The organism is Sphingobium sufflavum (assembly GCF_021403115.1).
Classification (GTDB): domain Bacteria; phylum Pseudomonadota; class Alphaproteobacteria; order Sphingomonadales; family Sphingomonadaceae; genus Sphingobium; species Sphingobium sufflavum.
The window spans coordinates 169,011-195,043 of record NZ_JAJSSH010000002.1 but is presented as its reverse complement, the minus strand read 5'-3'; the positions used below and the strand labels follow the sequence as shown (position 1 = coordinate 195,043).

Here is a 26,033-nt window from a genome sequence, read left to right as displayed (position 1 = left end):
TGTCCGCATGACCGCCCGGCCGCAGCCAGAAACAGAATCATGACCATCCCTTCCCGCCGTACCTTCGCGATCATCTCCCACCCCGACGCGGGCAAGACCACGCTGACGGAAAAGCTGCTGCTGGAAGGCGGCGCGATCCATCTGGCGGGCGAGGTCAAGGCGCGCGGCGCCAATCGCCGCGCCCGGTCGGACTGGATGAAGATCGAGCAGCAGCGCGGCATCTCCGTCACGTCCTCCGTCATGACGTTCGAACGGACGGGGGAGAATGGCGAGAAGATCACCTTCAACCTGCTCGACACGCCGGGGCATGAAGATTTCTCGGAGGATACCTATCGCACGCTGACCGCCGTCGATTCGGCGGTGATGGTCATCGACGCCGCGAAAGGCATCGAGCCGCAGACCCGCAAATTGTTCGAGGTGTGCCGCCTCCGTTCCGTCCCCATCATCACCTTCGTCAACAAGGTGGACCGGGAAGGGCGCGACCCCTTCTCCCTGCTGGACGAGGTGGCGGACGCGCTGGCGCTGGACGTGACCCCGATGAGCTGGCCGGTCGGCATGGGCGGCGAGTTCGAAGGCATCTATGATTTCGCGCGCAACCGGCTGATGCAGCCGACCGGGCCGAGCAAGGAATATGCCGACGACCCCAAGCAGTTCGGCGGGCTGGATGACGACGGGCTGGCGGGCGTCCTGTCCGACCGTGGCCTGACCCGGCTGCGCGACGAGGCGGAACTGGCGCAGGGCGGTTATGCGGAGTTCGATCTGGAGGCCTATCGCAACGGCGACCTGACGCCCGTCTATTTCGGGTCGGCGCTGAAACGCTTTGGCGTGACCGAACTGATCGACGCACTCGCCGCCCATGCGCCGCCGCCCCGCGCCCAGCCCGCCGAACCGGCGGCGGTGGACCCGGAACGTCCCGACGTGACCGGCTTCATCTTCAAGGTGCAGGCGAACATGGACCCGCAGCACCGTGACCGCATCGCCTTCATGCGGCTGTGCTCCGGCAAGTTCCGGCGCGGCATGAAGCTGACCCCCAGTGGCAGCGGCAAGCCCATCGCCGTCCACTCCCCCATCCTCTTCTTCGCGCAGGACCGCGAAATCGCGGACGAGGCCTTCCCCGGCGACATCATCGGCATCCCCAACCATGGCACCCTCCGCGTGGGCGACACGCTGAGCGAGAAAGCGGACGTGCGCTTCACCGGCCTGCCCAATTTCGCGCCGGAAATCCTGCGCCGTGTAGTCCTGAAAGACCCGACCAAGACCAAGCAGCTCCGCAAGGCGCTCGACGACCTCAGCGAGGAAGGCGTGATCCAGGTCTTCTACCCGGAGATCGGCAGCCAGTGGGTTGTGGGCGTCGTCGGCCAATTGCAGCTCGATGTGCTGATTTCCCGGCTGGAGGCGGAGTATAAGGTGGAGGCGGTGCTGGAACCGGCCCCCTATGACACAGCCCGCTGGCTGACCGGCGATGCGGGCAAGCTGGACAGCTTCGCCTCCATCAACCGCTCCTCCATGGCGCGCGACCGCGACGACAACCCCGTCTTCCTCGCCAAGTCTGCATGGGACGTGGGTTATCAGTCCGAGCGCAATCCCGACCTGAAGTTCAGCGCCACCCGCGAGCGATGAGGCGGGCCGTCCTCCCCGCCCCTCACTCCTGCCCGGCCGCTCACTCCTGAAAGACGGCCCGCGTGCCGACCTTGACCATCTGGGCAAGGCGGGCCGCATCCCAGTTAGTCAGGCGGACACAGCCATGGCTTTCCGCCCGGCCGATGGTCTGCGGCTCGCCGGTGCCATGGATGCCATAATGGGGCTTGGACAGGTCCAGCCACACGACGCCGACCGGGCCGTTGGGACCGGGCTTGAGCAGCACCGGCGGCTTCTTGTCGCTGACATCCCAGAACAGCTTGGGATTATAGTGAAAATCGGGATTGCGGCTGATCCCCTGTATCGTCCAGTTGCCCAGCGGCAGCGGGTCATGGCGGCTGCCCATCGTCGCGGGGAATTGCGCCAGCAGCTGACCCTCGGCGTCATAGGCCTTCAGCGCACCCTCCGACTTGTCCACCACCACCCGGTCCGCCTGCGGCTGGTCCGGCGCGACGCCCAGCAATTGCAGCGTGCGGTTCCAGCCCCGCTCATCCTTGCCCAGTGTCGCCGGGTCCACGTCGGCAATATTGGGGACGCGCAGGACGCCCTTCGTCCGCGTCTGGCGCGGGTTGAGCGCGGCCAGCGTTTCGGCCGTGGTGTGGAACCGCTCGGCCAGCGCCTCTATGACGGTGCGATAGCCGAGGAAGGGCAGCTTCGCCTGCTCCGCCGCGTCCTTGGGGAAATCCGGCACGAACGGACCGGCGGCAAAGGCGGCCGGGATGGCGACGGTCCGGGTCGCGGGCACATCCCGCCAGCGGTTCAGCGCGCCCAGCGTCGGCTCGTCGAGTGTCCCCGTCACCGGCAGATCGTTCGCCGTCTGGAAGCCGCGCAGGGCGAGGGTATAGGACGCCCCCTTCCGCCCGTCGATCACCCCCGCCGGAAAACCGGCGCGGTCGAGCAGCACCTGCGCGCGCAGGATGGGCGGATCGCGAAAAGGCTGACGCGTTACGATGTCAGGAAAGCGCAGCGAGGTCCGGTCGGTGGCCGTGGGCGCGGCTGCGGGATCGGCGCGGGCTGCATTGCCCTCCCCCTCCTTCTCCGTCGGGACGTGGCAGGCGGACAGGAGCAATGTGCTGGCGATCAGGGCAACAGATTTCACGCGATACTCCCGTCAGAACTGTGACAGGGAAACGCGCCATTCGGGGCAAAGTGCCGCTTGTCCGCGCTTTGTCGGGAGGGCGGTCAGAGGGGGACGACGGCCGGTCGAATCGACAGTCAGGAAGATCCACGGATCGAGACTCCTCCTTTCCTCCGTCATACCGATGCCCTTCAGCATGACGGGGGAAAAGGATGGAAAGACGCTCCCCAGGAACCTGCCCAACAACGCTTGACCCTAGACCAGCCGCGCCTCGCCCAGGGTGCAGGCGGCGGCGTCCTGTTCGACCTGGATCGTGGTGTGGCCGATGCCGAACCGCTGCCGCATCGCCTCCGCCACGGTCAGCAGGAAGGCGTCCCGCCCGGCTCCGTCGGGCATCACCAGATGCGCGGTCATCGCCGTCTCGGTCGTGCTCATCGGCCAGATATGGAGGTCATGGACCGCCGTCACGCCGGGTAGGGCGGCCAGATGCCGTTCCACCGCGCCCGCGTCGATCCCCGCCGGGACCGCGCCCAGCGACAGGGCGACCGCTTCCTTGAGCAGGCCCCAGCTCGACCAGACGATCACCGCGACGATGAGGAGGCTGGTCACGGGGTCGATCCACAGCCAGCCGGTGAAGCCGATGGCGAGGCCCGCGACCACCACCCCCGCCGACACCAGCGCATCGGCCAGCATATGCAGGAAGGCCCCGCGAATATTGATGTCGCCCTTCGCCCCCGCCATGAACAGCCAGGCCGTCGCGCCGTTGATGAGGATGCCGACGCCCGCGACCGCCATCATCGTGCCGCCCATCACCGGTTGCGGATCGCCGAACCGCTGAACCGCCGCCAGCGCGATCGCGCCCGCCGCCAGCATCAGCAGCAGGCCGTTGAGCAACGCCGCGAGGATCGACGATCCGCGCAGGCCATAGGTGAAGCGCCCGCTCGGCCGCACCTTGCCCAGCGCCACCGCGCCCCATGCGACCAGCAGGCCGAACACATCGCTGAGATTATGGCCCGCGTCCGCGACCAGCGCCAGCGATCCGCTCAGCAGGCCAAACCCGCCTTCCACCAGCACGAAGGCGATGTTGAGGGTGATGCCGATAGCGAAGGCCCGGCCGAAACTGGCGGGCGCATGGCTGTGCCCATGACCGCCATGGTGGTGGCCATGATGGCCATGGGAATGGTCATGCCCATGATGCGCCCCGCCCTCGCCATGATCGTGATCGTGCGAAAAACCATGGGACTCGCCCCCGGAGTCGCCCCCGGACACGCCGTTACACGCGCTATGCCCGTGCGGGGCCGGATGGTCCGCTGCCATGCTCAGGCCCTCAGCAGGAAGACGGCATGTTCCGCCATCAGATTGGCGTTGGCCCCGCCCGTTTCATGGTCGCCCTTCAGGAACCATTGCGCCTCGATCGTCCAGCCGCGATCCCGCACCAGCGCGCGAAAATCGTCGATAGTCAGATGGTGGATGTTGGGCGTGTCGTACCAGCGTTCGGGCAGCAGCCGCGTCACCGGCATCCGCCCGCCGAACAACAGCGCCAGCCTGCCCCGCCAATGCGCGAAATTGGGGAAGGAGACAAAGGCCCGCGCCCCGATGCGCAACAATTCCTCCACCACCCGGTCCGGCCGCCGCGTCGTCTGGAGCGTCTGGGACAGGATGGCATAGTCGAAGCTGGTGTCGGGATAATAGCCCAGGTCCGTGTCCGCATCGCCCTGCACCACGGACAGGCCCCGTTCCACGGCGGCGGCGACATTGTCCGCGTCCAGTTCCAGCCCGCGCGCGTCCACCCCCTTCATCCCGCGCAGGGCGGAGAGCAGCGCGCCATCGCCGCAGCCGACATCCAGTACCCGCGCGCCCTGCGCCACATGGCGCGCGATGATGGCGAGGTCGGGGCGCAGCGCGTCGCTCATGCCGCCCCGTCCAGCCGCTGCGTGGCGCGGGCCGTGGCCTCCCCGTCGAACCGCTGCATGAAGATGCCCGTAATCCGCTCCCACCCATGCCGCTCATACAGGCTGTGCGCGTCGCGCGTGTTCAGCGTCCAGCGGCGCATATCCTGCAAGTCCGGGTGGGCATCGAAATAGCGCAGCATGGCGGAGGCCAGGCCATGCCCCTGATGCCCCTCCAGCACATAGACATCGGCCAGATGCGCGAAGGTCGCATGGTCCGTCACCACCCGCGCGAAGGCGACCTGTTCGTCCCCCGCATAGACACCGACGCAATGCGACCCGGCCATCGCCTTCTCGACCAGCGCGCGCCCGATCCCCGGCGACCAGTAGCTGCGCGTCAGATAGGCGTGGATCGCGGCGGGTTGCAGCCGCGCCGGATCGTCCGACAGCGCATACCCCTCGCCCAGGTCGATCTCGATCACGCTCATCCCCAGATCACTCATCTCTGGCCCGCCCGCAAAAAGCCGTCGATCACCCGGTTCATGTCGGGCGCGTCAAGCAGGAAGGCGTCATGGCCGAACGGGCTTTTCAGTTCGACAAAGCTGACCTCCCGCCCCGCCGCGTTGAGGGCATGGACGATCAGCCGCGATTCGGCGGTGGGATAGAGCCAGTCGGTGTCGAAGCTGACGAGGCAGAATCGCGCCCGCGTCTCGGCAAAGGCGGCGGCCAGCGATCCGCCATGATCCTCCGCAATGTCATAATAGTCCATGGCGCGGGTGATGTAGAGATAGCTGTTGGCGTCGAACCGCTCGACGAAGCTGAGGCCCTGATGGCGCAGATAGCTTTCCACCTGAAAATCCGCGTCGAAGCCGAATGTCTTGGCGTCCCGCGCCTGCAACCGCCGCCCGAACTTCTCGGTCAGGCCCGCTTCGGACAGATAGGTGATATGGGCGGCCATGCGCGCGACCGCCAGACCGTCGGTGGGCGCATCGCCGTCCATATAATAATGGCCCAGCCGCCATTTGGGATCGGCCATGATCGCCTGCCGCCCAACCTCGTGGAACGCGATATTCTGCGCCGAATGGCGGGAGGTGGAGGCGATGACGATGGCGCTCTCCACCCGGTCGGGAAAGATGGTGGGCCAGCTCAGCGCCTGCATCCCGCCCATGGAGCCGCCCACCACCGCGCACAATCGCTCCACGCCCAGATGGTCGAGCAGCAGCCCCTGCGCCCGCACCATGTCGGCGATGGTGATGACGGGAAAGCGCATGCCAAACGGCTGGCCGGTCGCCGGATCGACGCTGGCGGGACCGTGCGACCCCATGCAACTTCCCAGCACATTGGCGCAGACGACGAAGTGGCGCGCCGGGTCGATGGGCAGGCCCGGCCCGATCAGCCGCGTCCACCAGCCCGCCTTGCCGGTCAGCGGATGGGTGGAGGCCACATATTGGTCGCCGGTCAGCGCATGGCAGATCAGGATCGCATTGCGGCCATCTGGGGCGAGCGTGCCATAGGTTTCATAGGCGATCTCGACCGGGCTGAGCAGCGCGCCCCCGTCCAGCCGCAACGGCCCCGGCAGCGCGACATGCCGCCGGATGCCGTAACGCGGATCATGATGCTCAGCCGTCTCGACCATGGCCTATGCTCATAGAGTGTCGGACGGGAAATGGAATCGCTTGTTGCGAACGGGGAGCAGGAACCGCCTGCTCCCCGCCCTCGCCTTACTTCTTCGGTTCGGGCGCGACCGTCACCTTCACCTCTTCGCCGCTGTTGCCGGGGAAGTTGGTGAACATCGCGTCGATCAGGTTGGGCACCACATAGGTCAGCTTGTTGGAGAGCGACTGGGCGCTCGCCGTACCCTCGAACAGGGCCTTGCCGTTCGACGACTTGTCGATGCGCAGCTTCAACGTGCTGCCATAGACGGTGTAGCTGTCGACCTGCGGATAGCCGCCGAACAGGAAGGGATCGTTGAAGCCATAGCCCCAGCGGCCACCCCAGCCCCAGCGACGGCCATAGCCATAACCGGCATAGCCGCCATAGAGGAAGGGATCGGCCCCGAAGCCGCCCGTAGTGCGGACGCGCTCGCGGCCCTGGTCGACGTCATAATCGACGCGCACGACCAGCTGGGCGGCGGCCGGGTCGGCGGCGCGGACATAGCCGAACCGGCCCATCTGCTGCGCGACCAGATCGGCATAATGGGCGAACTCCAGCCCGCCCGCCTTGCGGCTGTCCTCCGGCACCACGGTAAAGCTCTCGCCCTGCGCGGGGGGGAGCTGCTGGAAGCGCGAGACATTGGCGTTGAAGCCCGTCGCACAGCCGCTCAGCGCCACCAGTGCCAGCGCGGGCGCGGCGACCATTTTCAGAAATCTTGTGCCGGTCATGGTTTCTCGTCCGTTCGTTCGCGCCGGTCGGGGGAGGGCGCACCCATTGCAATTCGATACGGACATTACGTCCTCATCTGTGAACGGCAATTGAACGATCAACCGCCACGCCCTGTCCTATGTTCCGGCGTCAGGCCATGGCGAGCTTCGGCCTCTTGGGCAGACGGCTGGGCGAGCTTTTTGAAAGCGCCTTCCACCCGCAACGGCCGTGCCGATCGCCATCGGTGTGACGGGCAATATGACGGGCGACCAAGCCACTGTCCGCCCCGGTACAGAACCACCGGGGCAGACAGCGTACCGGCGTCAGGCGGCGACCAGATGCAGCGCCGTCGTCTTCGCGGGGGGCAGGTCGCCCTCCGCCTTCAGTTCCTGCTGGCGGGCCAGCATCCGGTCGCGCAACGCCACCAGATCCACATCGGCCCGACGGCACTGGGCGAACATGCCTTCGCCCCGCGCTTCCTCCTCATGGACATGATGCTTGATCTCTTCCGACAGCACCTTGACCTTGGCGTCGAAATAATCCGCCTCCGGTCCCGACGCCTCTATGTCGTTGATGAGCAGCTTGGCGCCGTCATGCTCGACATAGGCTTCGTCCAGCGTGCCGTCCTCGATCTTGCCGCGGAAGGCCGGATAGAAAATCTCTTCCTCTATCGTCGTGTGGATCTTGAGTTCGAGGCAGATCTTGTGCGCGATCTCCTTCTTGCGGGTCGCGTCGCGCGCTTTCTCAAACTGTTCGAACAGAGCCTCGACCGTGCGATGGTCGGCCTTCAGCAACGCGATGGCGTCGCTAAACACTGGTTGCGCCATTATGGTTTCTCCTCATCCCCTGTCGGGACAAGGTTTCAGACGCCCGGCACCGGCGCTTGTTCCCCTGCCGCCCCTCCGTCCGCCGCATCGCCGGATGTCCCGCGCCGCCGCGCCTTGGCGAAAATCTCCCACACCGCCATGAACAGCGCGGCGATCACCGGGCCGATGACGAAACCGTTGAAGCCGAACAGCTCCAGCCCGCCCAGGGTGGAGATCAGGACGACATAGTCCGGCATCTGCGTATCGCGGCCAACCAGCACCGGGCGCACCACATTATCGACCATGCCGATGACGAGGATGCCGCAGGCGATCAGCACGATACCCTGCCAGATCGCGCCCGAAATCAGCAGGTAGATGGCGACCGGCACCCAGATCAGGCCGGTGCCTATGGCGGGCACCAGCGACAGGAAGCCCATCGCGATGCCCCACAGCAAGGCGCCACCCACGCCCAGCATCCAGAAGATCACCCCGCCGATCAGCCCCTGCAATATGGCGACGACCAGACTGCCCTTGATGGTGGCGCGGATCACCGTCGCCACCTTGTCCAGCAACTGGCGGCGCAGCGTCGGCTGGAGGGGAATGGATTGTTCGATCCTCTGCGCCAGCTTCTGCCCGTCGCGCAGCAGGAAATAGGCGAGGTACAGCATCACGCCCAGCGTCAGGATGAAGCCGAACGCGCTCTGGCTGATGTTGAAAGCCTGCCCGGCCAGCGTCTGGAAACTGCCCGCAATGGCGGTGGTCGCCCGTTGGCGCAGCGCGTCGAGGTCCGACAGGCCATAGCGTTCCAGCATCTGCGTCGCCCAGTTGGGCAGCAGCGCCTGAAATTTGCCGAAGATGCTGTTGATGTCGAGGTTGCCGGTGGAAATCTGCCCGTACAGGGCCACCACCTCCCGCGCGATGAACATCCCCAGGATCAGCGCGGGCACCACCACCATGACGATGATCGCCAGCAGGGTCAGCGACGCGGCCAGGCTGCGCCGCCCGCCCAGCTTGTGGACCAGCCGGTTCATCAGCGGCTCGAACATCAGCGCCGCGACCAGCGCCCACAGGATCGCGCCAAAGAAGGGGCGGATGATGAGCGCCAGCGCGAGGGTGACACCGACGACCAGCGCCACGAAAAACCTGTCTTCTCCGCGCTTCATGCATCATGTCCCTGCCGCGCGGCGCGACGCGCACCGGCTGGCGCATGGCTTATGGCGGCACGGCGGAGGGATCAAGGGGCGGTGCAACGGGAAGGGAAAAGCGAAACGGTGGGAACGGCGACCCGCAACGCGCCCTCGTCACCCCGGACCTGATCCGCGGCCCCGCTGCCGTCCGGTTTCAAGCCATCGGACAAAGGCGTCCGCACCGGGACGGCGCCCCGCCCGCGCGCCCCGTCAGGCCGCGACCACCCGGTTCCGGCCGCCCCGCTTTGCCTCGTACAGCGCCACGTCGGCGTCGTGGAGGAAATGGTCCGCGCTCATCCCCACCCGGTGGCGCACCACGCCGCAACTGATAGCGGCGGCGATGGTCTGGCCAGACGCAAGGCGCACCGGCTGGGCGCTGACCGCATCCACCAGCCGCCGGCAAATCTCCTGCGCGCTGTCCCATTCGGTGGTGTCGAGCAGGATGACGAACTCGTCGCCGCCCATCCGCCCCACCGAATCGGTCACGCGCAACTGGCCGGAGATACGCCGCGCAATCTCCTCCAGCACGGCGTCGCCGGTCTGGTGCCCGCAATTGTCGTTGATGAGCTTGAAGCGGTCCACGTCGATCATGGCGAGGACCAGCCCCTCCGTCCGCCCGGCCAATGCCCGCTCCAGCCGCAACAGGAAACCGGCGCGGTTGAGCAGGCCGGTCAGGCTGTCGGTATAGGCCGACCGGGCCAGCGCCATCGTCTGCGCCTTGCGGGTGGAGACATCGTGCAGCGTCATCAGCGTGCCGGGGCAACGCCCGCCCTCATCTTCCAACGCGCGGAAGCTCGCCTCCAGCCAGCGTTCCTCCCCGGCCCAGATACGCAGTTCGACGCTGTGCACCGCATCAGGCACGTCCAGCGCCATTTCATGCGCCGGTCGCAGGGTGGCTCCACCATTCTCCACCAGTTCCTCGATCAACAGGCCGGGCAGGTCGTCCATCGCATGGCCATGCAGCAGCTCGATCGCGCCGATCGCCTTGCGGCAGCGGCCGCCGACGTCGAAGGTCAGCATCAGCACGGCGGAACGGGCGGCCAGCAGGCGCAGCGACTGCTCGCTCTTCGCCAGTTCCTGCATCACCCGGTCACGCGCGGCCAGCGCGACGACGACCGGCCATTGCGTCATCAACTGGGCGGCGATGAAAATCTGCAGGAAATAGGCCCGCAGTTGCACATCCTCGCTGAGCGGGACGATGGGGCCATGGCCATTCATGGTGGACAGGGTGCCGATCACCGCGACCATCATCACCGCGACCTTCACCCCCATCCAGCCAAGGCGGAAAGCAACCAGCATGGTCGGCATGATGACGAGGAAGACCAGCGGCCGCTCCGCCGTGAACACGAGCATCGCGACCAGGGAGGTCAGCAGCACCAGCCCGCCCGCCTCCCAGCGCCGCGCCACCGTCGCCTCCTGCCACGCCCGGCCATATTGGCCCGCCAGCAGCGTGTAGAAGACGGGAGCGAAGATCAGGATGCCCAGCGAGTCCGCAAAGAACCAGATCAGCGCGCTGCCCAGGAAATCCCTGCCGAAGAACAGGGCGAAGGTCGCCCCGCCGATCAGCGAACTGAACGCCGGGGCCGCCACGCCGGCACCGATGGTAAAGCGCACCATGCTGCGCGCGCTGCCGCCGATACCGTCGCCCATGCGGGAAAAATTGGTGAGCCATGCCGCCAGCAGCACTTCCGACATATTGGCCAGGCCCAGGAAGACGGGCGCCAGCGACACGCCCCGCACCGTGAAGGTTGCAATGATCACGCCCAGGAAGGTGAACAGCATGATCGCCCACCACTGGCGGCGCGGGCGCAGCATGGCGAGCGCCAGTGGCAGCGAATTGGCGGGCCACAGCACCGAAACGGCATGGACGGCGCTGGCGAAATACAGGGTCGCGCCGACCAGCAGCGTATAGCAGACACCAACGATCAAAGGCGCCCAGAGACCACCGAAGCACAGTGATCGGGCCGATCTGTTGAGGCGCCATTCCATGGACCGGCAATGCCAGTATCGGGTTGCCATGCCGTTAACATTATTATCGTTGCGGAATCGGAACTATGGGAATTGGCCAGAAACAGACCCCGAAGCAGCCCCCGCAATAGCCGATGCCGCGCGGATCAGGCGGGCGCTGGGAGTCAGGGTGGGGAGGGCCGGTCCCGGCGATCCTCTCTTTACCCCCGACCGTCACCTATCTCCACCGGACTGCCGGGGTGGGCTTTTGGCGAGCATCTTTCCGCTCGCCACCCCTCATTCTGTTGGTGCTCGTCAGGACGACGGAAAGGCCGAAACCGCGCCCATGCGACCGTCCGGCCTCAGACCTTCCGGGGTTCGACCACCGGCAGGTCGATCCCGCCTATCGCATCAGGCCCAATGCGTCATAGGCCCCGCGCAGCGTCGGTTCCGCCGCCGCCGCCGCCCGCTGCGCACCCTTGACGAGGATGGCGTCCAGCGCCGCATCGTCACCGCGCAGCGCCTGATACCGCTCCCGGATCGGGCGCAGGCTCTCCACCAGCACCTCGGCCAGCGCGGGCTTGAACGCGCCAAAGCCCTGCCCGGCGAACTGCGCGCATACGGCATCGGGGGTGGTCCCCGCCAGCACCGCGTAAATACCGACCAGATTGCGCGCCTCCGGCCGCTCCGCGAGGCCCGCCGCCGTTTCGGGGAACAGGTCCGGGTCGCTCTTGGCCTTCTTCACCTTCTGCATGATGGTGTCGTCATCATCGGTCAGGTTGATGCGGCTCATATCGCTGGGGTCCGACTTGGACATTTTCGCACTGCCGTCCCGCAGGGACATGATCCGCGCCGATTCCTTGGGGATGATCGGGTCGGGCAGGGTGAACAGATCGACGCCGAAATCCGTGTTGAACTTGACCGCAATGTCGCGGGTCAGCTCCAGATGCTGCTTCTGGTCCTCCCCCACCGGCACATGCGTCGCCTGATACAGCAGCACGTCGGCGGCTTGCAGCACCGGATAGACATAGAGGCCGATGGACACGCCCTCGCGATTCTTGCCCGCCTTGTCCTTGAACTGGGTCATGCGGTTCAGCCAGCCGATGCGCGCGGTGCCGTTCAGCAGCCATTGCAGCTCCGCATGGGCGGGTACGCGCGCCTGGTTGAACAGGGTGGAGCGGTCCGGGTCGATGCCGCACGCGACCAGCGCGGCCGCCATGTCGCGCACATTGGCGATGCGCTGCGCCCGCTCCTCATGCACGGTGATGCTGTGCATGTCGGCGAGGAAGAAGAAACACTCGTCCTCCGGCCCCATCGCATCCTGCATCGCCACCCAGTTGCGGATCGCGCCGAGGTAATTGCCGAGGTGGAGATTGCCGGTCGGCTGGATGCCGGACAGGATACGCATCGCTTCCTACTTCCTATTTACGGGCGGGGCGCCGGAACTGCCCCTTGAGTTCGGAGAGCCGATACGCGCCAAACAGGAAGGACGCCACTGCATAAACCACCGCACCGCCACCGCATAGCAAACCGAGAGCGCCGATCCGCTCCCAGAAGCCCGCCGCCATATAGGGGTCGAGCAGGATATTGAGGCCCCACAGCGCCGCCCCCATCGCCACGCCCGCCGCCACGATGCGCAGCGCCTTGCCCCGGAACCGCGCGTCCATCTTCAGATGATCGGCCCGGTGCAGCGCGCCATAGAGCAGCAGCACATTGACCCACGCCGAAATCGCCGTGGACAAGGCGATGCCGACCGCGCCCAGCGGCCAGATCAGCGCAAGGTTGCCGACCAGATTGACCAGCATCGCGATGAAGGCGATCCGCACCGGCGTCCGCGTATCCTGCCGCGCGTAGAAGCCGGGGGTCAGCACCTTGATGAACACATAGGCGGGCACGCCCGGCGCAAAGGCGGCCAGCACCGCCGCACTGCCCAGCGTGTCGGCGGCGGTAAACGCGCCATGTTGCAACACACCCCGGATGATCGGCATCGCTGACACGAACAGGGCAATGGCGGCGGGCAGGGCCAGGAACAGCGCCAGCTCCATCGCGCGATTCTGCGTATGGCTGGCGGCCTTGGGATCGCCGCCGCCGATCTGGCGCGACAGGGCGGGCAGGATCGCGGTGCCCACGCCGATGCCGATCAGGCCCAGTGGCAACTGGTTCAGCCGGTCCGCATAATAGATATAGCTGACCGCGCCCTGCGGCAGGAAGCGCGCGGCGAGGCTGGTGGAGATCAGCAGGTTGAACTGGATCGCCCCCTGCCCGATCGCGGCGGGACCGATGACGGCCAGCATCCGGCGCACATCGGGCGTCAGGCGCGGCGGGCCGAGGCGCAGCACGACCCCCGCCCGCCGGCAGGACCAGATCAGCCACAGCAACTGTATCGCGCCGGAGATGGTGACCGCAATCGCCTGCGTCACCGCCGTCGCGACCTCGCTGTCGCCCCGGAGGAAGACGATCGCAACAATCATGCAGATGTTGAGCAGCACCGGCGCGGCCGCATTGACCCAGAAACGGTTCAGGCTGTTGAGGATACCGCCCAGCAGCGACGTGAGCGAGATGAGGCCCAGATACGGAAAGGTGATGAGCGTCAGGTGCCGGGCAAGGTCGAATTTTTCCGCGCCGCCTTCCGGAAAGCCCCCCGTCATCGCATAGACGATGGGACCGGCGGCCAGCATCATCAGCACGGTGAACACTGTCAGGAACGGCACCAGCACGGACAGGACTTGCCCGGCAAAGATCACCGCGCACCGCTGCCCCGCCAGTGGATCGTCCGGGTCGACATTCTGCGCCATCACCCGGTTGAACATCGGCACGAAGGCGGCGGAGAAGGCCCCTTCCGCGAACAGGGCGCGGAACAGGTTGGGCAGGCGCCAGGCGATCAGGAAGGCGTCGGACGCAAAACCCGCGCCGACATAGCGCGCCATCAACATGTCGCGCACCATGCCGAGGATGCGGCTGACCAGCGTCAACCCGCCGATGGTTCCGGTGGCCTTGAGAAGGTTCATGGCGTCCTCCCGTTCATTCCCGCGCACGGGAAAGTCGGCGCAGACGGGCTTTTCGCCCTATCCTTCTCGTCATCCCAGCGCAGGCTGGGATCGGGTGAGACAAGATCGTGCCCGGTCGTGAGAGATCCCGGCCTTCGCCGGGATGACGAACGAGGCCGGGATGGCGAAGTTGACGCCACCCCGGCACTCTCAATCAGGCGTGGCCAGCCGGCTCCGCATTGGCGATGCCGTCGACGCCGGCCTGCTGCTGGAGGTACAGCGCCCCGAAATCGATGGGGTCGAGCAGCAAGGGCGGGAAGCCGCCATCCTGCACCGTGTCGGCCAGCACGCGGCGCGCGAACGGGAAGAGCAGGCGCGGAGCCTCCGCCAGCAGGAAGGGCTGGAGCTGGTCTTCGGGGATGTTGCGCAGGCCGAACAGGCCCGCATAGACCAGCTCGACAGCGAAGGTCGTGCCCTCGTCCGCCACGGCCTTGGCGGTGATCTTCAGCGCGACCTCATGCACATCGTCGCCGGGCGATCCGGTCGAGATGTTGAACTGGATGTCGATCTGCGGCTGGGTCTGCCAGCTATACACGGCGGGCGCATTGGGGTTTTCGAAGGACAGGTCCTTCACATATTGCGCGATCAGGCCGACCTGCGGCAGGTCGTCCGCGCCATTGGGGCTGTTGTCGCCGTTGAGGCCGTTGTCGATTGCGTCGGTCATGCGAGTCGTCTTTCCTGCCTGCGAAAATGGGTCGCGCACGAACGGGCGCGTCGCCCGGCGATTAGACGATTCTCGGCAAAATGCCAGTCCCCCGCGGACGATCCCCCGCCGCGCCGCCGCCGCCCCCTCCGCCCTTTCGCAGAGCGGCGGATATTGCCATAGGGCAGGGCGATAACGGGGGTAGGGGCAGCCAGGATGATGGGCAGGATGATACGCAGGATCGCCCGCTATACGCTGGTCTTCATCGGCACCTTCGCGCTGGTGCAATCGCTCCCCTCCCCCAGCCGCGCCGACGATGTCCGCACCTATAATGCGGCGCTGCTTCTCTACCTCCACGCACTGGAGGCGCCGGAGCAGACGGTCAGCGGCGTGACCTTCAACCGGCGACGGGGCAAGGGATCGAACTATTTCTACTATCGCAAGGATGGCGAGCGGCACTATCTCTATTGCCTGCGATGCCCGGTGGAAGCGTGGAAGGACGCCCAGCCGCACATCGCCGCCATCGACGTCATCACGCTGGACGGGACGCGCTATGCCACCGAAATCCGGCTGAAGTCGGGGCGGATATTGCGGGAGCGTAAGGACATGCTCAACCTGCTCCACGCCTCGGCGGCTTCCTATCGCAGCCTGCTGGACGACGACAGGGCCATGGAGCGGCGGCGCGGATCGGAAAGCCTGTTTTCCACGATGATGGCGGGGATCGTCACCCTCACCTATGCCCTTCTGCGCTGGCAACGGCGCGTAGGCCGGGCCAGGGCGGCGCGCATCGCCGCATAGCCTGCCGCCAATGGGCAAGACAGGGCGAGACAGAGAGCGGGGCCGACGGCGCATCGCCACCGCGCTATGCGTCCGCCCCCACTGGCGCATCGCCCGCCGGGCCTGATACGCTGGCCTCCATGACCCAGAGCCTTTCCCCCGAACCCGTCTCCCGCACCATCGATTCGCAGGGGCTGGCCATCCATTATCTCGACTGGGGTAATGCGGGCGCGCCGGTGCTGATCCTGTTGCACGGCAATGCGGACCATGCGCGCAGCTGGGACTGGACGGCGCGCGCGCTGCGCGACCGTTTCCATGTCGTCGCGATGGACCTGCGCGGCCATGGGGACAGCGACTGGTCGGCGGACGGCGGCTATCTCGCCCCCTATCATGTCCTCGATCTGGTCGAACTGGTCGATCATCTGGGGGCGGACAAGGTGACGATCCTCGGCCACAGCTTCGGCGGCAACATCAGTTGGCACTATGCCGCGCTGTATCCCGACCGGGTGGAGAAGCTGGTGGTGGTCGACGGTCTCGGCCCCGCGCCCAACGCCATCGCTGGCTGGGATGCGGTCGGCCCCGTCGTCCGGCTGCGGGAATGGGTGGAAAAACGCCGCAACCCGCGCGCCACGTCGCAGCGCCGCTTCGCCACCATCGAGGAGATGGTCGAGCGCATGGCAAAGGGCAATCCGCACCTCAGCGCGGAACAGGCCCGGCACCTCGCCATCCATGGCGCGCGCCAGCATCCCGATGGCTGGTCGTGGAAGTTCGATCCGCGCGTTCAGATGTTCGCGCCCCACGACTTCGCGGTCGGCGGCGAAGCCTTCTGGCAGGGCGTCACCGTCCCCACCCTCCTCTATTATGGCACCGAAAGCTGGACCACCGACCCGGAGGAGGACGGCCGCGCCCGGCACCTGCGCGACCATCGCACCATCGTCTATGACGGCGCGGGCCATTGGGTCCACCACGACCGCTTCGACGATTTCATCGCCTCGCTGACGGAGTTTCTCTGAAGGCGGGCCACGCGCGGCTGCTTCTATCCTCACGGGCCTGATTCTCGCGAACCTGCCCCCTTCCGGTCTGCGATTTGTCCCCCCGGTGACAGGATTCGTTACGCCCGATGAAACCACCGCGGCCCTCACCCGTTAGGGCGATCATGACGTCCGCCTTTCGCCCCCCTTCACCCCCGCGCGCCGAACGGTTCGCACCCATGTTCGCCGCGACAAGCCGGGCTATCGTGCCGGAAACGAACAATAGCGGGCCAGTCTATTTGAATCCCGCGCATAAATTGCCTATGTCAACGGTTGGCTGCACGCATGACCGAACCACGGTCGCCGGATTTGCAGCACAGGAAGGTTTGGGAGCGTCGTGACCGTCATCGTCATTCTTGCCATGATTTTCGCGCTTCTGGCGCTGCGCCTTTATTCGGTGCTGGGCAAGCGCACGGGTCATGAGCAGCAGATGCCTGCCCCCGCCGACGACCGTCCGGCGGTGCCGCTGTCCGCCGCGCGTCCCGCCGTCGACGCCCGGCCCGATCCGGTCCGCGTCGGTGATGCGCTGATGGCCCCCGACGCGCAGGGCGGGATCCGCGCGATCATCGCAATCGACCGCAGTTTCGACGTGACCCGCTTCCTCGTCGGCGCGCGCGCCGCCTATGGCATGATCCTCGAAGCCTTCTGGCAGGGTGATAAGGACCGCCTGCGCGCGCTGTGCGACGACGATGTCTATGGCGCCTTCGCCACCGCCATCGACGACCGCGTCACCGCAGGCCACAGCCTTGAAAACCGACTGGTCCGCATCGACACCGCCCGCATCGGCGAGGCCGTGCTGAACGGCAGCACCGCCCAGATCACCGTGCAGTTCGAAGCGGACATCGCCGCCGTTACCCGCGATGCGGATGGCGTGATGATCGCCGGTTCGCTGGAGGACGCCATTCCCACGCGGGAAATCTGGACCTTCGCGCGCGACCTGCGCAGCCGCTCGCCCGACTGGATTCTGGTCGCCACCGACGAGGTTTGAGGCCTTGGCGTCAGGGTTTATCGCGACGTGCTCCCTGTACCGCGCCATCTGATCGCCTGACCGGATGTACCGATCCGGTCCGGTTCCTTTTCATTCGCTGCCGGGATCGTCCGGGACAAAAAGGGGAAGACCATGCGCTGGAGCCATCTGGCCGCGATCTCCGCGCTGGCCTTTGCCATCAGTGCCTGCACCGTCATCCCGGAATCGGCCCGCACGCCCGCGACTCCGTCAACCCGGCCCCGGCCTGCGCCCCGGCCCGCACCCGCGCCTGTACCGACGACACCCCGGCCCACCCCCGCTCCCCTATCGCCCTCCACCGCGACGACACCCGTCACCGACGGCATGGCGGCTTCGGCCGGCGTGATCCTCGGCCCCGACCTCGACACGCTGCTGCCCGCCGATTCGGCGCGTCTGGCCGATGCGCTCCGCGCCTTCCGCGCCACCTGCCCTTCGCTGATGCGCCGCACCGACACGTCCGGCCTGACCGCGGGCAGCGACTGGCAATCCGCGTGCAGCAACGCCGCGAGCTGGAGCGACGGACAGGCCCGCGAATTCTTCCGCCGCAATTTCGAAGCGGTGCAGATCGCCGATGGCCGCGCCTATGCCACCGGCTATTATGAGCCGGAGATCGCCGGCTGCCGCACGCCCACCGCCAGTTGCGCCACGCCCCTCTATCGCCGTCCCGACAATCTGATCGACGTCGACCTCGGCAAGTTCAGCGAGGCGCTCAAGGGCAAGACCATCCGGGGCAAAGTGTCGGGCACCAACTTCATCCCCTTTGACGAGCGGGCGGAGATCACCGCCGGGTCGCTCAGCGGGCGCGGCCTCGAAATCGCCTATGCCAACGACCCCATCGAGCTGTTCTTCCTGGAGGTTCAGGGATCGGGCCGCCTGCGCCAGCCCGACGGCAGCATCCTGCGCGTCGGCTATGCCGGGCAGAATGGCCGCGACTATACCGGCATCGGCAAGTTGATGAAGGATCGCGGCCTCATCAAGGCCGGGTCGATGCAGGACATCATGCAGTGGCTGCGCGCCAACCCCGTCGATGGTCGCCGGATCATGAACGAGAATCGCAGCTATATCTTCTTCCGCGAACTGACCGGGGCCGGGCCGCTTGGCGCGCTGGGCATTGCGGTCACGCCGCGCGCCACCGTCGCCGCCGATCCCAAATATGTGCCGCTGGGCGCGCCCGTCCTCCTGACTATGGACCGGGATGAGGCCAACGGCCTGTGGGTGGCGCAGGATACCGGCGGCGCGATCAAGGGGTCGAACCGCTTCGATACCTTCTGGGGCGCAGGGTCCGACGCGCGCACCATCGCGGGCGGCATGTCGGCGCGGGGGAACGCCTGGCTGCTGCTCCCCATCGGCACCGCCGCGCGCCTCGCCCCGCGCTGATGCCACCCGCGCCGATGCCGTCCCCGCTGACACCTCTGTCGCGCACCCACCGGTCGCTGCCAGCCCCATCGCCATCGCGCATACCGCTGTCCCTGTCGCCTGTTCCGTCCGTGCCGGCGCCAAATCCGTTGGCGCACCTCATCACCCTCCTGCCGGGCCGCTGACATGACCCCGCGCCGCCCCGGTGGCGGACGCCCGCTCAGCCCGGAGGAGGAGTTGCTGTGGCAGCATCTGGCGCGCAGCGTCCGCCTGCTGCGCCGTGACGCCGCCCCGGCCCGCACCGCCGCGCCGCGCCCCGCGCCACCCCTTCCCGACCTGCCCCCCCCGCCGCCCGCGCCCGCCGCGCGGGTGAAGGGCCGCGTGCCCCCGCTCCGTCCCGCGCCCGCCCCCCCGCCGCCACCCGCCCGGCGGGAGCCGGTCGCAACGCTCGACAGCGGGTGGGAGAAGCGCATCCGGTCCGGCACGCTCCAGCCGGAACGCAGCGTCGACCTCCACGGCCATAATCTGGCGGGCGCCCATGCCACGCTCGACACCGCGCTGGGGGCCGCCCGGCGCGACGGGGTGCGGGTGCTGCTGGTCGTCACCGGCAAGCCCCGGCCCGGCCGCATCGCCCCCGAAGGACGCGGCGCGATCCGGGCGGAGATCGGCCACTGGCTCGAACGCTCCCCCCATGCCGACCGCATCGCCAGCGTGCGCGTCGCCCATCCGCGCCATGGCGGCGACGGCGCGCTCTACATCATCCTGCGCCGCGACCGCTGACAGCCTGCACCGCTATCCATAAAGCTCGGAAAAGTGGGATTTTCCCTGCCGGATACATAAAAAATTAAGCCGAATATTCCATCTTCGCAATGAACGGAGGAGGATGCCTCGGGCGCGGGGGCTGGATGGGAAAGGGGACTCGAATCCCCTCTCGTCCGGCCCTTTCCGCGTGTCGGTCGAACCCTGCAGAATGACGGTCCTCGATGACCGTCCTGCGCGCCGGACGGCACCCTCCTCCCCCTTATCCACAGTTTTAATTTTTCCCCGCGCCGGGCCATTTTTTCCCTTGCACCGCTCCCAAGTGCAGGAAAGTCCGCGCGTCGCGCCCTGTCACCCCCCTCGCCCCCTCCATGAGGCGAGTCTTTTCAGCGGTGAACCGAGCCGTTAATCCTGCGTTTATCCTCTTGCGTCGAGATTCGGCTGTGGCACTATCCATAGTGTTCGGAGTAAGGGGAGCACTCTACAGATTGTGTCGCAGGGCGGGAGCATCGCTTTCCGTCATGGGGCCTTTCGCGCCGTTTGCCATCCTTCAGGGGTGCCGAAACTGTCGCCGGAGCTGTCGGTAGAGACCGGATCGAACGGATAATGAGCAAGTTGGGGGCGCAAAGTGGATTTTCGCGATATGCAGACAGGAACTGACGACACCGTGCTGGAAACCCGTCCCGCTCCCTCGCCCGCCGCTTCGGAGGCCGCCGCGGCTTCGGAAACAGGCGCCACCGGCGCGCCTGCGCCCGCCGCCGCGAAACCGCTGGCGTCCAACGCCGTGGCGGAGCGTCGCTTCGACATCGTCACCGATTCGTCGCGCGACGCGCTGCTGACCGAATTCGGCAAGGACACGCTGAACGACCGCTACCTCCTGCCCGGCGAAAGCTATCAGGATCTGTTCGCCCGCGTCGCCTCCGCCTATTCCGACGATCAGGCGCATGCCCAGCGTATCTATGACTATATCTCGCGCCTGTGGTTCATGCCCGCGACGCCGGTGCTGTCCAACGGTGGCACCGGGCGCGGCCTGCCCATCTCCTGCTTCCTCAACCAGGTCGACGACAGCCTTCAGGGCATTGTGAACACCTGGAACGAGAATGTCTGGCTCGCCTCGCGCGGCGGCGGCATCGGCACCTATTGGGGCGCGGTGCGCGGCATCGGCGAGCCGGTCGGCCTCAACGGCAAGACCAGTGGCATCATCCCCTTCGTGCGCGTCATGGACAGCCTTACCCTCGCCATTTCGCAGGGTTCGCTGCGCCGTGGCTCGGCCGCCTGCTATCTCGACATCAGCCACCCGGAGATTGAGGAGTTCCTCGAAATCCGCAAGCCGTCCGGCGACTTCAACCGCAAGGCGCTGAACCTGCACCATGGCGTGCTCATCACCGACGAGTTCATGGAGGCGGTGCGCGACGGCAAGGAGTTCGCGCTGCGTTCGCCAAAGGACAACAGCGTCCGCAACACCGTCGATGCGCGCAGCTTGTTCCAGAAGATCGTCGAGAACCGCCTCGCCACGGGTGAGCCGTACATCGTCTTCTCCGACACGGTGAACCGCATGATGCCCAAGCATCACCGCGACGTGGGGCTGAAGGTTTCCACCTCCAACCTGTGTTCCGAGATCACGCTGCCCACTGGCCGCGACCATCTCGGCAATGATCGCACCGCCGTCTGCTGCCTGTCCTCGCTCAACATCGAGACGTGGGAAGAGTGGAAGGACGACAAGCTGTTCATCGAGGATGTGATGCGCTTCCTCGACAATGTGCTTCAGGACTATATCGACCGCGCACCGGAAGAGATGGCCCGCGCCAAATATTCGGCGACGCGCGAACGGTCGGTCGGCATGGGCATCATGGGTTTCCACAGTTTCCTGCAACAGCGCAACATCCCGTTCGAGAGCGCGCTGGCGAAGTCGTGGAACCTCAAGATCTTCAAGCATATCAACGCCAAGGCGAACGAGGCATCGATGATGCTGGCGCAGGAGCGCGGCCCCTGCCCCGACGCCGCCGATCAGGGCGTGATGGAGCGTTTCTCCTGCAAGATGGCGATCGCGCCCACCGCGTCGATCAGTATCATCTGCGGCGGCACGTCGGCCTGCATCGAACCGATCCCGGCGAACATCTACACGCACAAGACGCTGTCGGGCAGCTTCATCGTCAAGAACCCCTATCTGGAGAAGATCCTCCAGGCGAAGTCGAAGGATTCGACCAACGTCTGGAACTCGATCCTGGAGAAGGGCGGTTCGGTCCAGCACCTCGACTTCCTGACGCCAGACGAGAAGGACACGTTCAAGACCAGCTTCGAGATCGACCAGCGCTGGCTGCTCGAACTGGCCGCCGACCGCACGCCCTATATCGACCAGGCGCAGTCGCTGAACCTGTTCATCCCGGCGGACGTGGAGAAGTGGGATTTGCTCATGCTGCACTTCCGCGCATGGGAACTGGGCATCAAGTCGCTCTATTACCTGCGCTCCAAGTCGATCCAGCGCGCCGGTTTCGCGGGCGGTGTGGAGGCGGACAACACGCCCGACGCGCCCCGCATCGAACTGGCGACGACCACCGACTATGACGAATGTCTCGCCTGTCAGTGACGGGCGGACGTGCGCGCGCCATGATCCGCTATAGTCCCATCCTCGCGGGGGCGTTGACACTCTTGTCGATCGCCCCCACGGCCTCCGCACAGATCATCGGCGCCTATCAAGGGGTGTCCGTGACGGCCACCGTGCCGATTTCGATGGACCGGCTCAAGCAGCTCGGCGCCACGCTCCCCCTGTGGTTTTTCAATCCCGATGCGCCGCGGATTGCGACGGACAGGGAACGGCCGACGACGCCCGCGGATCGCACCGCCAGCATGCAGGTCAACATGGCGTTTGCGGCAGGGTCGCCGCGCGCGCTATCCTGCGAAGTGCTGATGAGCCAGTCCGCGCCGGACATATCCAACCAGCTTTGCCAGAAGATGGTCGAAACCTATCGGCTGGCTCCCGAACGGGTCCAACCCCGCGCGGCGCAGGCGCATTTCTGGGTTCATGTCTATTCCCCCTCCGATGGCGTGCCGGTCGAGTTCACCCGAACCGACCCGGTCTTCACGCCTGAAAAGGGCTAGGGAATGGCAACCCCGCTCCCTTCACGGACAAGAGAAACCCCGGTGGCACGGATGTCCACCGGGGCCGAGCGCGTCGGACATGGTCGCATGCCCCGCGCTGCTAGCTCTGTGCGCCGCACCCTTGCCGGGGCAACGCGTCGGATCGCGCGATCAGAATTTCGCGCGCTCCCCGCTCGTATGCCCGGTACCGAACAGCGGCGGGTTGGCGGGATCGCTCGCGCCGGGCGTGGTGCCGGGGGCGTAGGTGGCCGGGTCGATCTGGCTGGCAGCACCGCCGACCTGCGGCTGCTGCACGCCCGACTGGTGCTGCTGCTCGGCCACGTGCGCCTGCGGGCTGGCGCCGACTTTGAGGTAGACGCGGTTATCCTCGATGCGGTCCACCGCCTCGAAGTCGAGGTAATGATGCTGGCCGTCGTTGCTGTCGCTCCGCGTCAGCTTGATCGTGTCGCCGTCGACCTCGTCCACCGTGCCGACATGCTGGCCGCTGGCGTTGGTGACTTCCATATGCTGCTTGATGCGCAATTTCTCGAACATGATGATGATCCTCTCGTCCATGTTGCTTCTGGAGCTTCAACGGCGAGGCGGCCCTGCGCGTTCCGCGGCTCGTCTCATTCGGGGTGCGACCAATGACAGACACCACCACCACCGGGCCGCGCCGCATCGTCACCGGTCTCGATGAACAGGGGCGCTCCTGCATCCTCATCGACGGCCCCGTGCCGCGTACGGAGCGGGGCAACCAGCTCATCTGGCGCGCGCCCGCCCTCCCCGCCGACAATGGCGGGGGTGAGGACGCCTCCGTCCCCTTCGCGATGGAGCATCTCAAGGACGGTAGCGCCACTTTCTCCGTCACGGAACTGCCGGTCGGCATGGGCCGCTTCCTGCACGCCACCGACACGCTCGACTATCTGGTCATCCTCAAGGGGACGATCGTGCTGGAGATGGAGGTGGGCGAGGCGACCCTCCGCGCGGGCGACTGCGTGGTCCAGCGCGGCACCGTCCATGCCTGGCGCAACGACGGACCGGATGTGGCGACGATGGCCAGCATCACCCTGCCCGCGCTGCCGGTGGGCAAGGGCGCGACCATCTGATGACCGCCGCCCTCACCCTGTACGGCATGAACAGCCCCAATGTGCGCAAGGTCGCGCTGATGCTGGAGGAGCTTGCCCTCCCCTATGCGCTGGAGCATGTCGCCGTGTTCAGGGGGGAACAGTTCTCGCCCGAATTCCTCGCGCTCAACCCGCTGGGCAAGGTGCCGGTGCTGGTCGATCCCGCGCTGGGCATGCCGCTGGCGGAATCGGGCGCGATCCTCCTCTATCTGGCGGAGGCGCACGGCCAGTTGCTGCCCACCGTCCAGCCCGCCCGCGCCGAAGTGATGCAATGGGTGATGGTGCAGATGGCCAATGTCGGCCCGCAACTGGGCCAGCTCAACCATTTCCAGATGCAGGATCAGGGCGCCGACGGGCCGGGCAGCATCGGCCACGCCTATGCGCTGGGCCGCTTTACGGAGGCCGCCCGCCGCCTCTACCGCCTGCTCGACGACCGCCTCGCCAGCCGGGAGTGGATCGCGGGCGACGCCTATAGCATCGCGGACATTGCCACCTGGCCCTGGGCGACATATCTTGAACAGCATGGGCTGGAGCCGCAGGCGCATCCCGCGCTGATCCGCTGGCGTGACCGCATCGCCGCCCGCCCCGCCGCCATACGGATGCTGGAGCGGACGCAGGCCGCCTTCACCACCCCGTCGACCGCCGCGCGGCACAGCTCGACGCCGGACGACCTCGACCGTTTTTTTGGCCGGACACCCGATATGCCGGCCGCCGACTATTCCGCAATCTCTCGCTGAAAGGCTCGATCCATGTCCCTTCTCAAAGCCAGCAAGGTCTATAAGCCCTTCGAATATCCCTGGGCCTATGACTATTGGAAGCGCCAGCAGCAGGTCCACTGGATGCCGGAGGAAGTGCCCCTGGGCGAGGATTGCCGCGACTGGGCGCAGAAGCTGTCCGATCATGAGCGCAACCTGCTGACCCAGATCTTCCGCTTCTTCACCCAGGCGGATGTCGAGGTGCAGGACTGCTACCACGACAAGTACGGCCGCGTGTTCAAGCCCACCGAAGTCAAGATGATGCTGACCGCGTTCAGCAACATGGAGACGATCCACATCGCCGCCTATTCCCACCTGCTCGACACCATCGGCATGCCGGAGAGCGAGTATAGCATGTTCCTGGAATATCAGGAGATGCGCGACAAGCATGACTATATGCAGAAGTTCGGCGTGGACAATGACGAGGACATCGCGCGCACGCTGGCCATGTTCGGCGGCTTTACGGAGGGGATGCAACTGTTCGCCTCCTTCGCCATGCTGATGAACTTCCCGCGCTTCAACAAGATGAAGGGCATGGGCCAGATCGTCACCTGGTCCGTCCGCGACGAAACGCTGCATTGCGAAGGCGTCATCCGCCTCTTCCACGAATTCGTGAAGGAGCGGCAGTGCCTGACCAAGGCGGTCAAGGAAGACATTATCGACACCTGCCAGAAGACGGTGCGGCTGGAGGATGCCTTCATCGACTTGGCGTTCGAGCAGGGTCCGGTGCCCGGCATGACCGCCAAGGAGATCAAGCGGTATATCCGCTTCATCGCGGACTGGCGCCTGGGTCAACTCGGCCTGCCCGCCATCTACATGATCGAGGATCACCCGCTCCCCTGGCTGACCCCGCTGCTCAACGGCGTGGAACATGCCAACTTCTTCGAAACCCGCGCGACCGAATATTCGAAGGGCGCGACGCGCGGCTCGTGGAACGACGTGTGGGAGAATTTCGACAGCCGCAAGAACGCCCGCGCGAACGATGTCGGCCTGACCGTGGACGGCGATCTGGGCGAGGATATGTTCAAGCGCGCGGGGATCGCGGCGGAATAAGGACGGACTGGCTCCGCGCCCCTGTCGCGGAGCCAATTCCTGTGCGCCTGTGTGAAGGCCGGGCCACGGCACGCAAGAGCGCCGCATAGGGGCACAGGCGACCGAGAAATTCCGCCGCCGACGAAACCTCATGCCGCCCGAAACGTTGCCCCTCCACCTGCCCCGCTAGTGCAGAGAGAGGATCGCATCATGGACGGAACCACCACGGAAGACCGCCGCAAGGAACTGAAAGTCCTGCTCACCCAGATGGAGGCCCAGCCCTCCCGCGACTGGTCGACGGAGCGTGAGCGTGTGGCGGTGCTGCAAAAGCTGATCGCGGCGGACGAAACCGCGCACGCCTGACCCGCAGACCGCACAGGCCCATGACAGGCCACGACACAGAGACAGGCGAATGAAAAAGGGGAAGCCGCCATACGGCGCTTCCCCTTCCTGTTTCCGGTCACTCTCCTGCAGCCTGCCAGTGCGTTCGCGCACCCGGACCTGCAGCATTTCCGA

At 66.4% G+C, this 26,033-nt stretch carries 25 protein-coding genes; 12 read left to right on the top strand and 13 right to left on the bottom strand.

The genetic code is table 11. The features are described 5' to 3' along the window. Nucleotides 1–39: 39 nt before the first annotated feature. Nucleotides 40–1,620: a peptide chain release factor 3 gene (locus tag LWE61_RS04110; protein ID WP_234148765.1), complete on the top strand. Its 1,581-nt coding sequence runs from the start codon at nucleotides 40–42 to the stop codon at nucleotides 1,618–1,620. 40 nt (nucleotides 1,621–1,660) lie between these two features. On the opposite strand, the gene LWE61_RS04105 is transcribed toward LWE61_RS04110, so the two are convergent. The 12 genes from LWE61_RS04105 to secB all read right to left on the bottom strand — a co-directional run bounded on the left by LWE61_RS04105 (nucleotide 1,661) and on the right by secB (nucleotide 14,617). Next, nucleotides 1,661–2,737, bottom strand: a complete 1,077-nt coding sequence (locus LWE61_RS04105) for a L,D-transpeptidase family protein (RefSeq protein WP_234148764.1) — start codon at nucleotides 2,735–2,737, stop codon at nucleotides 1,661–1,663. A gap of 234 nt (nucleotides 2,738–2,971) precedes the next feature. Next, nucleotides 2,972–4,033, bottom strand: coding sequence for a cation diffusion facilitator family transporter (locus LWE61_RS04100; RefSeq protein WP_234148763.1), 1,062 nt, complete (start codon nucleotides 4,031–4,033; stop codon nucleotides 2,972–2,974). A gap of 2 nt (nucleotides 4,034–4,035) precedes the next feature. Next, nucleotides 4,036–4,629 (bottom strand): methionine biosynthesis protein MetW, encoded by a 594-nt coding sequence (metW, locus tag LWE61_RS04095; RefSeq protein ID WP_234148762.1) that lies wholly within the window; start codon nucleotides 4,627–4,629, stop codon nucleotides 4,036–4,038. Then, nucleotides 4,626–5,108: a GNAT family N-acetyltransferase gene (locus tag LWE61_RS04090; protein ID WP_234148761.1), complete on the bottom strand. Its 483-nt coding sequence runs from the start codon at nucleotides 5,106–5,108 to the stop codon at nucleotides 4,626–4,628. Before LWE61_RS04090 ends, metW begins: the two co-directional genes overlap by 4 nt. Next, nucleotides 5,105–6,241 carry a homoserine O-acetyltransferase MetX gene (metX, locus tag LWE61_RS04085; RefSeq protein ID WP_234148760.1) on the bottom strand — a complete coding sequence of 379 codons (1,137 nt, stop codon included), beginning with the start codon at nucleotides 6,239–6,241 and terminating at the stop codon, nucleotides 5,105–5,107. Before metX ends, LWE61_RS04090 begins: the two co-directional genes overlap by 4 nt. A gap of 85 nt (nucleotides 6,242–6,326) precedes the next feature. Then, nucleotides 6,327–6,986: a DUF4136 domain-containing protein gene (locus tag LWE61_RS04080; protein WP_234148759.1), complete on the bottom strand. Its 660-nt coding sequence runs from the start codon at nucleotides 6,984–6,986 to the stop codon at nucleotides 6,327–6,329. Nucleotides 6,987–7,289: 303 nt separating this feature from the next. Next, nucleotides 7,290–7,793 carry a hemerythrin domain-containing protein gene (locus LWE61_RS04075; protein ID WP_234148758.1) on the bottom strand — a complete coding sequence of 168 codons (504 nt, stop codon included), beginning with the start codon at nucleotides 7,791–7,793 and terminating at the stop codon, nucleotides 7,290–7,292. A gap of 35 nt (nucleotides 7,794–7,828) precedes the next feature. Next, nucleotides 7,829–8,935, bottom strand: a complete 1,107-nt coding sequence (locus LWE61_RS04070; RefSeq protein ID WP_234148757.1) for an AI-2E family transporter — start codon at nucleotides 8,933–8,935, stop codon at nucleotides 7,829–7,831. Nucleotides 8,936–9,169: 234 nt separating this feature from the next. Next, entirely contained in the window at nucleotides 9,170–10,888 is a 1,719-nt protein-coding gene (locus tag LWE61_RS04065) for a sensor domain-containing diguanylate cyclase (RefSeq protein WP_234148756.1), read from the bottom strand. 421 nt (nucleotides 10,889–11,309) lie between these two features. Then, nucleotides 11,310–12,314, bottom strand: coding sequence for a tryptophan--tRNA ligase (trpS, locus tag LWE61_RS04060; protein ID WP_234148755.1), 1,005 nt, complete (start codon nucleotides 12,312–12,314; stop codon nucleotides 11,310–11,312). A gap of 13 nt (nucleotides 12,315–12,327) precedes the next feature. Next, nucleotides 12,328–13,914, bottom strand: coding sequence for a murein biosynthesis integral membrane protein MurJ (murJ, locus tag LWE61_RS04055; RefSeq protein WP_234148754.1), 1,587 nt, complete (start codon nucleotides 13,912–13,914; stop codon nucleotides 12,328–12,330). Nucleotides 13,915–14,107: 193 nt separating this feature from the next. Then, nucleotides 14,108–14,617: a protein-export chaperone SecB gene (secB, locus tag LWE61_RS04050; RefSeq protein ID WP_234148753.1), complete on the bottom strand. Its 510-nt coding sequence runs from the start codon at nucleotides 14,615–14,617 to the stop codon at nucleotides 14,108–14,110. Between the two features lie 207 nt (nucleotides 14,618–14,824). Here secB and LWE61_RS04045 point away from each other — a divergent pair, with 207 nt between their 5' ends. The 7 genes from LWE61_RS04045 to LWE61_RS04015 all read left to right on the top strand — a co-directional run bounded on the left by LWE61_RS04045 (nucleotide 14,825) and on the right by LWE61_RS04015 (nucleotide 22,624). Next, nucleotides 14,825–15,394: a hypothetical protein gene (locus LWE61_RS04045; protein ID WP_234148752.1), complete on the top strand. Its 570-nt coding sequence runs from the start codon at nucleotides 14,825–14,827 to the stop codon at nucleotides 15,392–15,394. A gap of 119 nt (nucleotides 15,395–15,513) precedes the next feature. Further along, entirely contained in the window at nucleotides 15,514–16,386 is an 873-nt protein-coding gene (locus tag LWE61_RS04040) for an alpha/beta fold hydrolase (RefSeq protein WP_234148751.1), read from the top strand. Nucleotides 16,387–16,741: 355 nt separating this feature from the next. After that, a complete protein-coding gene (locus tag LWE61_RS04035) occupies nucleotides 16,742–17,392 on the top strand; it encodes a Tim44/TimA family putative adaptor protein (RefSeq protein ID WP_234148750.1) in 651 nt (216 codons plus the stop codon). Between the two features lie 132 nt (nucleotides 17,393–17,524). Beyond that, a complete protein-coding gene (gene mltA / locus LWE61_RS04030) occupies nucleotides 17,525–18,787 on the top strand; it encodes a murein transglycosylase A (protein WP_234148749.1) in 1,263 nt (420 codons plus the stop codon). Between the two features lie 165 nt (nucleotides 18,788–18,952). Further along, nucleotides 18,953–19,546 (top strand): Smr/MutS family protein, encoded by a 594-nt coding sequence (locus LWE61_RS04025; RefSeq protein WP_234148748.1) that lies wholly within the window; start codon nucleotides 18,953–18,955, stop codon nucleotides 19,544–19,546. Nucleotides 19,547–20,168: 622 nt separating this feature from the next. Further along, nucleotides 20,169–22,112 carry a ribonucleoside-diphosphate reductase subunit alpha gene (locus LWE61_RS04020; RefSeq protein ID WP_234148747.1) on the top strand — a complete coding sequence of 648 codons (1,944 nt, stop codon included), beginning with the start codon at nucleotides 20,169–20,171 and terminating at the stop codon, nucleotides 22,110–22,112. 20 nt (nucleotides 22,113–22,132) lie between these two features. Further along, on the top strand, nucleotides 22,133–22,624 hold the full coding sequence (locus LWE61_RS04015) for a hypothetical protein (protein WP_234148746.1): 492 nt from the start codon (nucleotides 22,133–22,135) through the stop codon (nucleotides 22,622–22,624). A gap of 150 nt (nucleotides 22,625–22,774) precedes the next feature. Here the strand turns inward: LWE61_RS04015 and LWE61_RS20900 are convergent, their stop codons facing one another. Further along, complete coding sequence (locus tag LWE61_RS20900; protein WP_407696187.1) at nucleotides 22,775–23,179, bottom strand: DUF2171 domain-containing protein; 405 nt, start codon at nucleotides 23,177–23,179, stop codon at nucleotides 22,775–22,777. A 71-nt stretch (nucleotides 23,180–23,250) separates the two neighbouring features. Between LWE61_RS20900 and LWE61_RS04005 the strand changes: the two genes are divergently transcribed. The 4 genes from LWE61_RS04005 (at nucleotide 23,251) to LWE61_RS03990 (ending at nucleotide 25,880) form a co-directional block, all read left to right on the top strand. Next, on the top strand, nucleotides 23,251–23,712 hold the full coding sequence (locus LWE61_RS04005) for a cupin domain-containing protein (protein ID WP_234148745.1): 462 nt from the start codon (nucleotides 23,251–23,253) through the stop codon (nucleotides 23,710–23,712). Further along, on the top strand, nucleotides 23,712–24,467 hold the full coding sequence (locus LWE61_RS04000; protein ID WP_234148744.1) for a glutathione S-transferase family protein: 756 nt from the start codon (nucleotides 23,712–23,714) through the stop codon (nucleotides 24,465–24,467). Before LWE61_RS04005 ends, LWE61_RS04000 begins: the two co-directional genes overlap by 1 nt. Nucleotides 24,468–24,479: 12 nt before the next feature. Then, complete coding sequence (locus LWE61_RS03995; protein WP_234148743.1) at nucleotides 24,480–25,538, top strand: ribonucleotide-diphosphate reductase subunit beta; 1,059 nt, start codon at nucleotides 24,480–24,482, stop codon at nucleotides 25,536–25,538. A gap of 189 nt (nucleotides 25,539–25,727) precedes the next feature. Continuing rightward, nucleotides 25,728–25,880, top strand: a complete 153-nt coding sequence (locus LWE61_RS03990; RefSeq protein WP_234148742.1) for a hypothetical protein — start codon at nucleotides 25,728–25,730, stop codon at nucleotides 25,878–25,880. Nucleotides 25,881–26,033: the final 153 nt, after the last annotated feature.

What these genes read in the sequence shown, in the direction of transcription:
- LWE61_RS04110 (WP_234148765.1), top strand. Translation starts at nt 40, where the DNA reads ATGACCATCCCTTCCCGCCGTACCTTCGCGATCATCTCCCACCCCGAC.
- LWE61_RS04100 (WP_234148763.1), bottom strand. Translation starts at nt 4,033, where the DNA reads ATGGCAGCGGACCATCCGGCCCCGCACGGGCATAGCGCGTGTAACGGC.
- metW (WP_234148762.1), bottom strand. Translation starts at nt 4,629, where the DNA reads ATGAGCGACGCGCTGCGCCCCGACCTCGCCATCATCGCGCGCCATGTG.
- LWE61_RS04090 (WP_234148761.1), bottom strand. Translation starts at nt 5,108, where the DNA reads ATGAGTGATCTGGGGATGAGCGTGATCGAGATCGACCTGGGCGAGGGG.
- metX (WP_234148760.1), bottom strand. Translation starts at nt 6,241, where the DNA reads ATGGTCGAGACGGCTGAGCATCATGATCCGCGTTACGGCATCCGGCGG.
- LWE61_RS04080 (WP_234148759.1), bottom strand. Translation starts at nt 6,986, where the DNA reads ATGACCGGCACAAGATTTCTGAAAATGGTCGCCGCGCCCGCGCTGGCA.
- LWE61_RS04075 (WP_234148758.1), bottom strand. Translation starts at nt 7,793, where the DNA reads ATGGCGCAACCAGTGTTTAGCGACGCCATCGCGTTGCTGAAGGCCGAC.
- LWE61_RS04070 (WP_234148757.1), bottom strand. Translation starts at nt 8,935, where the DNA reads ATGAAGCGCGGAGAAGACAGGTTTTTCGTGGCGCTGGTCGTCGGTGTC.
- trpS (WP_234148755.1), bottom strand. Translation starts at nt 12,314, where the DNA reads ATGCGTATCCTGTCCGGCATCCAGCCGACCGGCAATCTCCACCTCGGC.
- murJ (WP_234148754.1), bottom strand. Translation starts at nt 13,914, where the DNA reads ATGAACCTTCTCAAGGCCACCGGAACCATCGGCGGGTTGACGCTGGTC.
- secB (WP_234148753.1), bottom strand. Translation starts at nt 14,617, where the DNA reads ATGACCGACGCAATCGACAACGGCCTCAACGGCGACAACAGCCCCAAT.
- LWE61_RS04045 (WP_234148752.1), top strand. Translation starts at nt 14,825, where the DNA reads ATGATACGCAGGATCGCCCGCTATACGCTGGTCTTCATCGGCACCTTC.
- LWE61_RS04040 (WP_234148751.1), top strand. Translation starts at nt 15,514, where the DNA reads ATGACCCAGAGCCTTTCCCCCGAACCCGTCTCCCGCACCATCGATTCG.
- mltA (WP_234148749.1), top strand. Translation starts at nt 17,525, where the DNA reads ATGCGCTGGAGCCATCTGGCCGCGATCTCCGCGCTGGCCTTTGCCATC.
- LWE61_RS04025 (WP_234148748.1), top strand. Translation starts at nt 18,953, where the DNA reads ATGACCCCGCGCCGCCCCGGTGGCGGACGCCCGCTCAGCCCGGAGGAG.
- LWE61_RS04020 (WP_234148747.1), top strand. Translation starts at nt 20,169, where the DNA reads ATGCAGACAGGAACTGACGACACCGTGCTGGAAACCCGTCCCGCTCCC.
- LWE61_RS04015 (WP_234148746.1), top strand. Translation starts at nt 22,133, where the DNA reads ATGATCCGCTATAGTCCCATCCTCGCGGGGGCGTTGACACTCTTGTCG.
- LWE61_RS20900 (WP_407696187.1), bottom strand. Translation starts at nt 23,179, where the DNA reads ATGGACGAGAGGATCATCATCATGTTCGAGAAATTGCGCATCAAGCAG.
- LWE61_RS04005 (WP_234148745.1), top strand. Translation starts at nt 23,251, where the DNA reads ATGACAGACACCACCACCACCGGGCCGCGCCGCATCGTCACCGGTCTC.
- LWE61_RS04000 (WP_234148744.1), top strand. Translation starts at nt 23,712, where the DNA reads ATGACCGCCGCCCTCACCCTGTACGGCATGAACAGCCCCAATGTGCGC.
- LWE61_RS03995 (WP_234148743.1), top strand. Translation starts at nt 24,480, where the DNA reads ATGTCCCTTCTCAAAGCCAGCAAGGTCTATAAGCCCTTCGAATATCCC.
- LWE61_RS03990 (WP_234148742.1), top strand. Translation starts at nt 25,728, where the DNA reads ATGGACGGAACCACCACGGAAGACCGCCGCAAGGAACTGAAAGTCCTG.